The organism is Bdellovibrio sp. CKG001 (genome assembly GCF_055397465.1).
The window spans coordinates 1,386,845-1,398,627 of record NZ_AP029173.1 but is presented as its reverse complement, the minus strand read 5'-3'; the positions used below and the strand labels follow the sequence as shown (position 1 = coordinate 1,398,627).

10 protein-coding genes are annotated in these 11,783 nt (G+C 50.2%); all 10 read right to left on the bottom strand.

Going from position 1 to position 11,783, the window contains the following annotated elements:
• Positions 1-6: 6 nt before the first annotated feature.
• Positions 7-2,100 (bottom strand): polyribonucleotide nucleotidyltransferase, encoded by a 2,094-nt coding sequence (gene pnp / locus ACZ50P_RS06845; protein ID WP_464117277.1) that lies wholly within the window; start codon positions 2,098-2,100, stop codon positions 7-9.
• A 104-nt stretch (positions 2,101-2,204) separates the two neighbouring features.
• Positions 2,205-2,474 (bottom strand): 30S ribosomal protein S15, encoded by a 270-nt coding sequence (rpsO, locus tag ACZ50P_RS06840; protein WP_464117278.1) that lies wholly within the window; start codon positions 2,472-2,474, stop codon positions 2,205-2,207.
• 129 nt (positions 2,475-2,603) lie between these two features.
• Positions 2,604-3,587 carry a tRNA pseudouridine(55) synthase TruB gene (gene truB / locus ACZ50P_RS06835; protein WP_464134532.1) on the bottom strand — a complete coding sequence of 328 codons (984 nt, stop codon included), beginning with the start codon at positions 3,585-3,587 and terminating at the stop codon, positions 2,604-2,606.
• Positions 3,520-3,924: a 30S ribosome-binding factor RbfA gene (gene rbfA / locus ACZ50P_RS06830; protein WP_464117280.1), complete on the bottom strand. Its 405-nt coding sequence runs from the start codon at positions 3,922-3,924 to the stop codon at positions 3,520-3,522. The genes truB and rbfA overlap by 68 nt, the downstream gene beginning before the upstream one ends.
• Positions 3,924-6,827 carry a translation initiation factor IF-2 gene (gene infB, locus ACZ50P_RS06825; RefSeq protein ID WP_464134531.1) on the bottom strand — a complete coding sequence of 968 codons (2,904 nt, stop codon included), beginning with the start codon at positions 6,825-6,827 and terminating at the stop codon, positions 3,924-3,926. Before infB ends, rbfA begins: the two co-directional genes overlap by 1 nt.
• A gap of 35 nt (positions 6,828-6,862) precedes the next feature.
• Entirely contained in the window at positions 6,863-8,260 is a 1,398-nt protein-coding gene (gene nusA, locus ACZ50P_RS06820; protein ID WP_464117282.1) for a transcription termination factor NusA, read from the bottom strand.
• Positions 8,261-8,275: 15 nt separating this feature from the next.
• Entirely contained in the window at positions 8,276-8,800 is a 525-nt protein-coding gene (locus ACZ50P_RS06815) for a ribosome maturation factor RimP (protein WP_464117283.1), read from the bottom strand.
• Positions 8,801-9,044: 244 nt separating this feature from the next.
• Positions 9,045-9,482 (bottom strand): GNAT family N-acetyltransferase, encoded by a 438-nt coding sequence (locus ACZ50P_RS06810; protein WP_464117284.1) that lies wholly within the window; start codon positions 9,480-9,482, stop codon positions 9,045-9,047.
• Between the two features lie 4 nt (positions 9,483-9,486).
• On the bottom strand, positions 9,487-10,170 hold the full coding sequence (locus ACZ50P_RS06805; protein WP_464134528.1) for a hypothetical protein: 684 nt from the start codon (positions 10,168-10,170) through the stop codon (positions 9,487-9,489).
• Positions 10,171-10,444: 274 nt separating this feature from the next.
• Positions 10,445-11,647, bottom strand: a complete 1,203-nt coding sequence (locus tag ACZ50P_RS06800; protein WP_464117286.1) for a porin family protein — start codon at positions 11,645-11,647, stop codon at positions 10,445-10,447.
• Between the last annotated feature and the right edge of the window lie 136 nt (positions 11,648-11,783).

Below are 11,783 nucleotides of genomic sequence, written 5' to 3'. Positions count from 1 at the left end.
TAGCGGTTACTGAAGCAAAGCCTTGCGGGAAAGCTTGATACGACCTGCGCGGTCCACTTCAAGAACTTTAACGTCGATGATTTCGCCTTCTGAAAGTACGTCAGTCACTGCGCGTACACGTTCGTTGGCAATCTCAGAGATGTGCAAAAGACCTTGAGTGTTTGGCAGGATCTCAACGAAAGCACCGAATTCAGCGATCTTCACGACGCGGCCTTTGTAGGTCTTGCCCACTTCGGCTTCGGCGATGATGTCGTTGATCATTGCGATAGCTTTTTTCGTTGCTTCTGGATCAGCGGAAGCGATGTTGATCGTACCATCATCCTGGATTTCGATCTTAACACCTGTAGCTTCCGTGATACCACGGATCACTTTACCACCAGAACCGATCACTTCACGGATCTTATCTGGCTTGATTTTGATAGTTTCAATACGTGGCGCGAATTCAGAGATCTGACCACGAGGAACTTTCATCACTTTTTCCATTTCATTCAGGATGTGAGCACGGCCTTCTTTAGCTTGCGCCAATGCCTGCTCCATCACTTCGAACGATACGGAGTCAATTTTAATATCCATCTGCAAAGCAGTGATACCAGCCGGAGAACCCGCCACTTTGAAGTCCATGTCACCCAAGTGATCTTCATCACCCAAGATGTCAGTCAGAACCGCAACACGGTCACCTTCCTTGATCAAGCCCATTGCCACACCGGCAACGTTGCCTTTCAAAGGAACACCCGCATCAAGCAAAGCCATTGTACCGGAGCACACTGTGCCCATGGAAGAGGAACCGTTGGATTCCAAAACTTCAGACACGATACGGATTGTGTAAGGGAACTTCTCGAAGTCCGGAAGAACAGCTTTGATCGCGCGTTCTGCCAGGTTACCGTGACCGATCTCACGACGGCTGGTACCGGACATACGACCCACCTCACCCACAGAGTATGGAGGGAAGTTATAATGAAGCATGAACTTGCGTTTTTGCAGACCCAACAATGAATCCACCATTTGTTCATCATCAGCCGTACCCAAAGTCACAGTACCCAGGACTTGAGTTTCACCGCGAGTGAACAATGCAGAACCGTGAGCACGTGGAAGCAATCCCACTTCGTTCGCGATCGGACGTACAGTTTTCACATCACGACCATCAATACGAACCGCGCGATCCAAAATCATGGAACGAGCTTCTTGGTATTTCAAATCTTCAACGATTGTGTTCAGTTCTTTTTTACGCTGCTTCAAAAGCTCTTTATCTTCGATGCCCGCAAGCAAGGCTTTTTCAGCCTCTGCGGCAGCTTCGTTTGCTGCTGCATAACGATCCTGTTTTTCTTTGATAGAAAGAGCCGCTGCGATCTTAGGTCTCAACAGACCTTCAGCTTTTGTTTTGAAGTCTGCATCGATAGACGGAGCCACAAAAGCACGTTTCGCCACAGAGCCCGCTTTTTCACGCAACTCATCTTGCGCATTCAAAAGAGGAATCAAAGACTGGTGACCGAATTTCAAGGCTGCCAAAGCGTCTGCTTCAGAGATGAATTTCGTTTCACCCTCAACCATCAACAGACCATTGCGAGTTCCCGCAACAATCATATCCATGTCAGATTTTTCCATCTGCTGTGGAGTTGGGTTGGCTACGAACTGACCATCAACGCGGGCGATTTGAACTGCCGCTGTCGGGCCGTTGAAAGGAATGTCAGAGCAATGCAAAGCTGCAGAAGCACCCAAGCTTGCCAAAATTTCCAATGGGAATGCACCGTCCGCAGACAATACCGTCGCAACGATTTGTGTTTCGTGGCGGTAGCCTTCAGGGAATACAGGACGGATAGGACGGTCGATAAGACGAGCGATCAAAACCGCATCGTTGGTTGGTTTTGCTTCACGTTTGAAGTAACCACCTGGGATTTTTCCTGTTGCGTAGAACTTCTCAATGTACTCAACAGTCAGAGGGAAGAAATCTAGTTCAGAGGCTTTTTTTGAAGAAGTCGCAGTAACAAGAACCATGTTGTTACCAGAGCTTACTAGAGCGGCGCCATCCGCTTGTTTCGCCAAACGGCCTGTTTCGATGGTAATCTGTTTTCCGCCCACCGATGTTGTTACAGTCGTTTTCATTAAATCTCCTTGAAGTTATCACAGAGCCTTATGCTCTGCTCTGCTGTGGCTGAAATGACGAAGGGGCTTTTCCCGCCCCTTCGTCTAATTTGGAATCTGTTGGATTACTTACGGATTTCCAAAGCTTTGATAAGCTCTTGATACTTCTTCACATCTTTGCGGTGCAAGTAGTCCAAAAGTTTTCTTCTTTGGTTAACCATTGTCACAAGACCGCGACGACCGTGGTGGTCTTTTTTGTGTTTTGCGAAGTGGTTTGTCAGATCGTTGATTTTCGCTGTCAAAAGAGCGATTTGAACTTCAGAGGAACCAGTGTCCAAGTCAGAAGTTTTGAATTTTTTAACGATTTCTGCCGTTTGTTCTTTAGTGACTGCCATTAGCGTCTCCTTGAATTTGTCCCGGATTTTTTAACCCCGGAAGATTTAGTTACCATCTCCCCCTTGGCCGTCATGGCTGTCGAACCAGAGAGATTTGAAGTTATTGTTTAAACCCAACCCCCAGAGGGGTCAAGAGTATTTAAAGACCCTGCGAAGAACGAATCCCCGGCCTGGCTCAAGGCCAACAATTGCCAGCAGTTGCCCCCCGTCTTGGGCCAGAACCTGAATATATTGGTCCACGTCTGGATTGAAGGTCGAAATCAGCTGGGAACGAAGGTCGTGACTGATCTGCCCATTCCCCAAAAGGACCTTATCCTGGCCCTTAATGCGAATACGTTTGATTTGAGGCAAAGCCAGCTCCATGGGCACAAATGCGGACCCCAAAGCGCCTGCCTTGACGACCTCTTCAATCTGCTCCAGAGTTTGCGCCTGACCAATCAAATAAGGGGCTGACCAAGTCCTGCGCAGCCCGCTCATCGCCGCCCCACAGCCCAAGGCCTTCCCTAAAAGGTCAATCCAGGTGCGGATATAGCTGCCTTTACTGCATTTAATATCAAACTCGGCCCAATCCGGACCTATTTCGACCGGCTGGATATCCCAGAACTTCATCAGCTTCTTGGGAATGACCACTTCCTGCTCGCCGCGGGCGTATTCATAAAGCTTTTTACCCTGGATCTTGATTGCGGAATAAATAGGCACTTCAACTTCCATCTCACCCTGAAGCTTGGCGGCTTCCGCCAGAATCAGCTCGCGGGTCAGGTGATCCGTGGACTTTTGCTCCAAGACTTCGCCCGTGGTGTCCAAGGTGTCGGTGCGAACCCCAAACTGAGCGCGCAGACGGTACCCCTTATCCCCTTCCAGAATGTATTGGCTGAGCTTGGTGCCCTCATTGATAAGGCAAGCCATCAACCCTGAAGCCATCGGATCCAGAGTTCCAGAATGCCCTACGGCCCGCGTACCCAAAATACGACGCAGACGCGACACAACGTCATGACTGGAGATGCCCGAGGGCTTATCCACCAGCAGAAGACCATTAAATTGATTATTATTCGTCATCGGATTCGTCGGAACTTTCGCCAGGATTTTTGGCTTTTCTTTCCAGCTCAAGTTCATGAAGGATCTTTTCAACCTTCAAAACCTGCTCAGTGGCGTGGTCCAAATAAAAGGTCAACTTCGGGCAATAGCGCATTTTCAGCTCTTTGCCGATGAAGTTTTGAATCTCAAAAGCACGTTCCTGAAGTAGATCCAGCGCTTCATCCTGCTGTTTTTCGTCTCCAAGAACACTGATATAAACTTTGGCAGCGCGAAGATCCGCGGGCATTTTCACCGATGCCACGGTCACAAGACCCGGCAACGGTGATTTGAAACCACGAATCAAAAACTGAGCAATGGTCGCTTGAATCTCACGCTCGACGCGGGCGACACGGCGCCCATCACCCATATTCTTCATTAGTTCGCTCCGCCCTCTAGCTCGCGAGCCACTTCTTTTTTAACGAAGGCTTCCATCTGGTCGCCCACTTTAACGTCGTTGTAGTTCTCGATACCGATACCGCACTCATAGCCGGAAGCCACTTCTTTGGCGTCGTCTTTGAAGCGTTTAAGAGAGGCAATTTTGCCTTCGTATACAATTTTATTTTCACGCAGCAAACGGATGCTCGCATTACGCTGCACCTTACCATCGATAACGAAGCAACCTGCAATCGTACCAACTTTAGGAACAGTGAACACGTTACGCACTTCTGCACGACCCAGGACTTCTTCGACGATGTCCGGAGACAACAGACCGCCCATGGCCGCTTTCATCTGGTCGATCAGTTCGTACACGATAGAGTACGTACGAACATCCACGCCCATTTGTTTTGCTTTCGCCTGCGCGCCCAGGTCCGGACGAACGTTGAAGCCCAGAACGATACCTTTTGCCGTGTTGGCAAGAACGATATCACCCTCATTGATACCACCCACTGCAGAGTGGATGACACGAGCTTTAACTTCCGGAGTGGAAAGTTTCGAAAGCATTCCGTTGATCGCTTCCAAAGAACCATGCACATCGGCTTTCAACACGATCGCAAGCTCTTTTACGTCACCAGCTTTAACTTTCGCAAACACTTCATCCAGAGACAGTTTTGCCGCCGGAGCCGCTGCTGCTTTTTCAGCCTGTTCTTTTCTCAATTCAGAAACCTTGGTCGCCGTGTCTTCATCTTTCACGATGTCGAACTTGTCACCGGCCGCAGGAACCGCCTCAAGACCCAATACCTCAACAGGGATACCAGGACCCGCAGACTGAACACGCTCACCACGGTCATTGGTCAAAGAACGAACGCGGCCTTTCATGGTACCAGCAACGATGTACTGACCCACTTCAACCGTACCGTCTTTAACCAGCAAAGTCGCCACAGGGCCTTTGCCTTTTTCCATCTTCGCTTCGATCACAAGACCTGTACCGGAGCGTTTTGGATTTGCTTTCAACTCGGCCACTTCCGCAACCAGTTTGATCTGCTCCAGCAACTCAGTGATACCCGTTCTCTTCAAAGCGGAAACTTCGCAGAAGATCGTAGAACCACCCCACTCCTCAGGAACGATTTCAAGCTCAGTCAACTGTTGCTTGATACGCTCTGGGTTGGCGCCTGGTTTATCAATTTTATTCACCGCCACGATGATTGGTACGCCCGCTGCTTTGGCGTGGTTAATCGCCTCTTGAGTCTGAGGCATCATACCGTCATCCGCTGCCACCACGATGATCGCGATGTCAGTGGCGTTGGCACCACGAGCACGCATTGCCGTGAAGGCTTCGTGGCCCGGGGTATCCAAGAATGTGATCAGGCTGCCGTCTTCGATTTTCACGCTGTAAGCACCAATGTGCTGCGTGATACCGCCGGCCTCACCTTTAGCCACGTCCGCATTGCGAATCGCATCCAAAAGGGATGTTTTACCGTGATCGACGTGACCCATAACAGTTACTACTGGAGGACGAGTCACTGGAGCAGCATCCAGATCACCGAATGCCGTCTGTTCAGCAACTTCGTCCGCCGTTTTAAATACGTTTTGTGCTTCCCAACCAAACTCCGGAACAATCAATGCGATCGTGTCGAAATCCAGCTCCATGTTCATGTTGGCCATCACGCCCTGTTTCATCAGTTCACGAACCAATTGAGGCGCCTTCAAACCCATTTCCATGGCCAAGTCGCTCAACTTCATTGTGTTATTCACCTTCACCACGCGTTTATGCGCGGAAGGTGTCGTGATCTGTGTTTTCATTGCGTCGCGATCCAACATGCCCTTCTTCTTTTTAGGTTGGAAGACCATCTCACGCTTACGGAATTCAACCGCATTGAATGACACTACTTCTTCTTCTTTTTCACCACCGCGACCCGCCGCTGCTGGACCCGCTGCAGGTCCCGCCGGAGCACCGAATCTCTTACGCTTGTCAAAGTCACGACCGCGATCGCCACCCTGATCGATGATTGGCTCAGGTGGCTGATTCGCCGCTACAAATCCAGTGCGGATGTTGCGAGTCGGTGCACCGCCCGCCGGACGATTGAAGCCGCCAGGACGTTGACCGGTGAAGGAAGCACTGGCTCCGCGCTGTTCGCCACCCGGCCCACGAGGCTGGAATCCGCCGGTGCGCTCTCCTTGAGGGCGCTGCGGAGCTTGTGACTGAACGCGGGAAAGATCCATGCGTCCGATAATATTTCTTTTTGGTGCCGATGCCGGCGTGGCAGAACTGGAAACACCGCTGGTGCCCACAACAACCTCTTTCTTACGAGCTTGTGGGGCTGCCGCAGGCTCCGCTGCAACAGGGGCCACCGGAGCCGGTGCTGGCGTTTCTTTCACCACCAAAACAGGTTCCACTTTTTCTACCGGAGCGGGAGCCACCTCTTTAACTGGTGTTTTTTCCACTACGGGTTCTGCAGCCACTTCCGGTGCTGCCTCAATTTCTTCAGCTTCCACTTTCGCAGCAGGCTTCTTAACCACAACACGTGTCGTTTTCGGAGCCGCCTCTTCCGTTTCCGCTTCAGGCTTAGCTATGATTTTAGCTTTTGGAGCCTCAACCGGAGCTTCATCTTTCTTTCTGCGAATCACAGGGGCTTTTGCGGCAGCAGAGGCCTCTGCTTCTGCAGGTGGCGCTGCTGCTTTTTTAGGTGCCGCTTTACGAGCAGCTGTCTTTTTGGGTTTCGGCTCATCGGAGGATTTTTCGCCACCGCTGAGTTTAATTTTAATTTGCTCAAGAACGTCCGGTTCAAGCTCCGCCATGTGACTTTTCACAGGTAAATGCCACTCGCGGATTTTATCCATGAGGGCCAGCGGGGTCATCCCGATCTCTTTTGCAAATTCAAAAACCTTTGGATTACTCACTCAGTCTCCCTGTAGTTGTTCTCTATCCAAAAAAATTATTCTTCTTCCGCTTCTTGCTGATCGAGTTTTTTCAACTCTTGTTTCAACAGAAGGTCGGCCTGCTCTTTTGCAGACACGTTGGATTGCTTGTCTTTGGAAACAGAAGGCGCTGTTGGAACAGGAATGCCTTCAGATTCATATTTAGCAACCAGGCCTTTGGCTTCTTTGGAAAGCTTTTCAGCCTTATCCGGATCGTCGTAGCCAGGAATGGTCATCAATTCTTCCACACTTGCAATCGCCACAGCCTGGAAGGAACCGAAGCCGGACTGGAAGATGTTTTGCGCCATCGTTTCGTTCATGCCCGGGATCAACATCAAATTAAAGATGGATTCCGCTGTGCGGGACGCCGCTGAAGATTCAGAAATGATATCCAGCTTCCAGCCAGTCAATTTCGCTGCCAGACGCACGTTTTGACCACGTTTACCGATAGCCAAAGACAATTGAGAGTCCGGAACAACGATTTCCATTTCGCGGTTGGCATCATCCAGGAACACGCGGGAGATTTCCGCAGGCGCCAAGGCGTTGCACGCGAAACGAGTGATATCCTCGTCCCAAGGAACGATGTCGATTTTCTCGCCACGAAGTTCCTGAACGATATTCTGAACACGGGAACCCTTCATACCCACGCAAGCCCCTACCGGGTCCACGGAGTTGTCTTTGGAACGAACCGCGATTTTCGCGCGCTGTCCTGGTTCACGAGCGGCTGCCATGATCTCGACAACACCGTCGTAGATCTCTGGAACTTCCATTTCAAAAAGTTTCATCAAATAACGTTCATCAGCGCGGGACATGATGATCTGAGGACCACGTGTCGTCTGACGAACTTCAGAAAGGTAACCCTGAATACGATCGCCTGGCTTGTACTGTTCGCCCGGGATCTGCTCACGAGGCGGGATATAAGCCTCAGTGCGGCCCAAATCGACAACGATCGCGCCTTTTTCAACCCGACGAGCGATACCGGAAGCGATTTCACCTTTGCGCTCTTCAAATTCGTTGAAGATGATGTTGCGTTCCGCATCACGCACTTTCTGCATGATGATTTGTTTTGCAGTCTGAGCAGCGATACGGCCCAGGTCGGAAGCTTCCAACTTGATACCGATAGAGTCATCCAGCTGCACATTTGGATCCAGCTTCTGAGCTTCGTCCAATGGAATTTCAACTTCTTCGTCGATGTATTTTTCGCGAGGAACAACCTCTTTGAACTCAAAAAGTTCAACTTCGCCAGTGTCTTCGTTGTAGGCCGCTTCGATTTCACGGTAAGTACCGTACTTCTTACGCGCAGCTACCAACATACCCTGAGTGATTGCATCGATAACAACTTGCTTGTCGATACCTTTGTCTTTTCCGACTTGATCAATCACCTTGGAAAGATCTGAAAACACATTTTCAGCCATGATTTTCCTCTCTCGTTACTTTTTCTGACCTTTAGTAAATTCAAAAACCAATTTTGCTCTGTCGATCATTGCGTAAGGGATTTTGATTTCAACATCCTTCACAACGAAGCGAACGCCCTGATCGTCAGCGGATTCCAAGACTTCTTCAACTGTCTTGGCATTCTTCCACTTCTTATCCTCGACACCCATGGTTTCCAACGGCTTCACAGTCTTGATATAGACTTTTTTGCCAACCACTTTCTGGAAATGCCAAGGCTGCTTTAGGTGACGATCCAACCCCGGAGTTGAAACTTCCAGATTGTACTCGCCCCCAGGGATCAGCTCTTCATCTGCATCCAGAATTTCACTCAAACCTCTGGAGACATTGGAGCAATCATCAATACTGATTGCGCCTTCTTCATTCTTATCAATAAACAAACGCAGTGTTCTGCCCTTGCCCATGCCAACGAATTCAACGTCGTATAGCAAACAACCTTGCGCGGTTGCCACGTCGCTGGCGATTTTTTCTATCTTTGCCATCCAAGCAGGAGACTGTGACATTTCTCTCAATCCTAAATACTATACGCCCCTTCAGGGCAATACTAATACGCCTTAACAAGCCCCTAAGAACCTGTCTCAGCTACCTCGTCGTACGTGTTGGGTTCGACTTTGTGGGAACTGCCCGGGCGGGGCCGGTACAAAAAAAAATGGGCCTGTAGGGCCCATTGAACGGATCTAAATTAGCAATAAAATCGAGAAAGTGCAAGGGTTTATCTCGACCTCGGCCTTGGGGGGTCACCAGAGCTTAAGAAACTGAGTACAAAATCGCGGTCGCGCCGTCCTTATAGTAGCGAGGTCGCCTGCGAACCTCTCTAAATCCGAGTTTTTCATAAAGTTTTTGCGCCGACACGTTTTCTTCATGAACTTCCAGCCAAATAGAGCGCCCCTGACCCTTTGCGGCAATCATGTGAGCCAGAAGCTTCTCCATATAGCCGCGGCGGCGGTGCTGGGGGTGCGTGGCCACCAGGGATATCTCCCAGACATCGGGAACTTCCCGATACAGCACAAAACCCGTCAAAGTCTCACCTTCAAAGACCCCGAGGGCCTCCGCCGTCGCCAGTTCGGCCCCTAAAAGATCGTTCGGCCAATAAAACTGCGGCAGCAGACCCTGCTCCTGATGAATGGCATCGACCAGAGAGCGCATGGCCGGTTTATGAGAACCCTTCAGAACTTCAATATGCATAGACTTATTCCGCCACAAAGTTGCGCACTTTGTACTTGCGCTTAATGACTTCAAACCAAGCACGAATGCGCTCTTCCAACTGCTGCTGGGCGAGGAAGGTCTTAATGTTTTCCTTAAAGCCCTCAAAAGGAGAGCTGCCGAACTTGGCGCGGTTGTTTTCGTAGTAAACCTGGGCCTCTTGATCCGTGATAATCCCGGTCATGGAGTTGGTTTTAAATTTCAGGAAGCTTTTCGCTGCCAGCTTGCGTATCGTAAATTTCTTCACTTCCGCAGAGGTGGGCTCGATCTGCGCCCAATAAGCCCTGCCGGCCATGACTCGATCGATTTTGCTCAGCGCCTCTTGCACTTCCCCGTCCGGCACGGCCGCCACATTGAAGTTTTCTGCTTCCAGCGCCACCACCAGCTCCAACAAAACCTGAGTCACGGCTGAAGTGAATTCAGCCTGCCCGGGGCGCAGCTCTGGAATAGCCGCCTTGGCCTTATCTGCCGCCAAGGCATGGCCAATCGCTATGGAAATCTGAACTTCGCGACTGGTCACCACATAGTCCGACACCTGCCCGACCGTCTCTGTCACCAGAGTCGCCGCCGAAACCGAGGTCGCCACAAAAATAAGCAATAGAACCAAGAAGCGCATAAAAAGACTATGCCCAAGGAAGCAGGCGAAGTCCAGCTTGCGGTGCTGCCGCACCTCCAGCCTCCTCGGCGTAGCCGACGAAGTCCAGTCTCCGCGTCTGCCGACGCTGCGACATCCTGCGCGTCCGCGCAAGAAAACCCGAGAACTAAGGGCTTCGGAAGATGAGTTTTATCAAGGCGCAAGGAGGAAGGCGTGCTACCAGCACGTCGACGACGCAGCAACGCAGAGAAAGCTCATCTGCCGAAGCCCGCGAAAAAAACAACCCCCGCCTTGTTAGACGGGGGTTGAAACCACTGAGGAATTAATAATTAACTTAAGATCTATTAAATTAGAAATTTACGCGTCCGACAATAGACATTACGTAGTACTGCAGTTTTTCGATCGGATTACTGTACTGAGGTCCAGACATGAACGTGTTTTTCGCGTTCACACGGCTGGATAGATTCCACATGTAACGGAAATCCAAGCCCAAAGAATACTTCGGACTGAACTCAAGGTCCGCACCTACAATAGTACCCACATCAATCGCGTGAGAGTTTGCAGTTGTATCGTTCGTGTAGCCATAAACATTGTCGTTAGACCAAGAGAATGAACGGTAAGAGTAAGACACCAAACCACCGATAACAGGTCTGATGATACCGTTAAACAACTGAACCTTGGCTGCCAACTGACCGGAGTACTGATTCACGTCGATATTGTCCGGAATCCAGTAACCACCTGTGTTGTTGTACGGATAGTTGTAACCGTAACCACCACCAGTGTAGTAACCCTGACCTTCAACAGAATAGTTGGAGTACAGGAACGTACCTTCGATCACGAAGTTGTCGTATTTGTTACCGAAAGCCACACCCAAAGCGTAGTTCCCTTTAACATTGCTGACATCTGGATAGTCACCCACACCCAGAACACCGGCAACATACTTCGTTTCGATCGGAGCAATCGCCGCTTCTTCTTCCACTTTCATGGCAGCAGCCAGTTCTTCACGGATGATGTCGCGTGTGTTTTCTTTGGGTTCTTCCACCTGCTGAACTTGAACAGGCTGCGTATACACAGGCTGAACAACCTGTTGTTGCTGCACCTGTTGAACCTGTTGTTGTTCGTTCATTTGATTGAACTTATCACCGAACAAAACCGCAGCTCTTTTCTTTTCATCTTCCATACGGGAAGTTTCAAGCTTCTCTACGATTCTTTGTTCAGTTTGCAGTTCCGCATCCTGACGTGCACGGCGGATTTGTTCCGCGCGGGACTCTGTCAGAGGAGACGCCTCAATGATAGTTGTCGGCTGTTTTTGAATCTGCTGTTGTTGCAACTGCGCATTGGAAGTCGGTGTTGCCTGATTCAGAATATAAATAGGCTGGCCACTGACTGGCGCTGTGTTGGCAATACCGGCCTGAGCCGCAGGGGCTGCAGGAGCCTGTTGGCTTGAATACATTTGATCAAGCTCAGCATCAACATCGCTTTCAATACTCTGAGCCAGAGCAAAGGTCGGCGCGATGCTCAAGGCCGCAAGTATATAGAAATACTTTTTCATAGGGTCTCCTCGTAGTTCTGGTTATATAAAAACCTTTTAGTCACTGGTCGCATAGAGCAAGCCTGATGCCAACCCGGCCAAAATTCGGCCTTCCCGTCTAAGTCCTTGATATCCCCGCGCTCTTCGTCACCCCCCT

Excerpts from the sequence above, each read along its gene's own strand:
- pnp (WP_464117277.1), bottom strand. The coding sequence starts at position 2,100 with ATGAAAACGACTGTAACAACATCGGTGGGCGGAAAACAGATTACCATC.
- rpsO (WP_464117278.1), bottom strand. The coding sequence starts at position 2,474 with ATGGCAGTCACTAAAGAACAAACGGCAGAAATCGTTAAAAAATTCAAA.
- truB (WP_464134532.1), bottom strand. The coding sequence starts at position 3,587 with ATGAACTTGAGCTGGAAAGAAAAGCCAAAAATCCTGGCGAAAGTTCCG.
- rbfA (WP_464117280.1), bottom strand. The coding sequence starts at position 3,924 with ATGAAGAATATGGGTGATGGGCGCCGTGTCGCCCGCGTCGAGCGTGAG.
- nusA (WP_464117282.1), bottom strand. The coding sequence starts at position 8,260 with ATGGCTGAAAATGTGTTTTCAGATCTTTCCAAGGTGATTGATCAAGTC.
- ACZ50P_RS06815 (WP_464117283.1), bottom strand. The coding sequence starts at position 8,800 with ATGTCACAGTCTCCTGCTTGGATGGCAAAGATAGAAAAAATCGCCAGC.
- ACZ50P_RS06810 (WP_464117284.1), bottom strand. The coding sequence starts at position 9,482 with ATGCATATTGAAGTTCTGAAGGGTTCTCATAAACCGGCCATGCGCTCT.
- ACZ50P_RS06800 (WP_464117286.1), bottom strand. The coding sequence starts at position 11,647 with ATGAAAAAGTATTTCTATATACTTGCGGCCTTGAGCATCGCGCCGACC.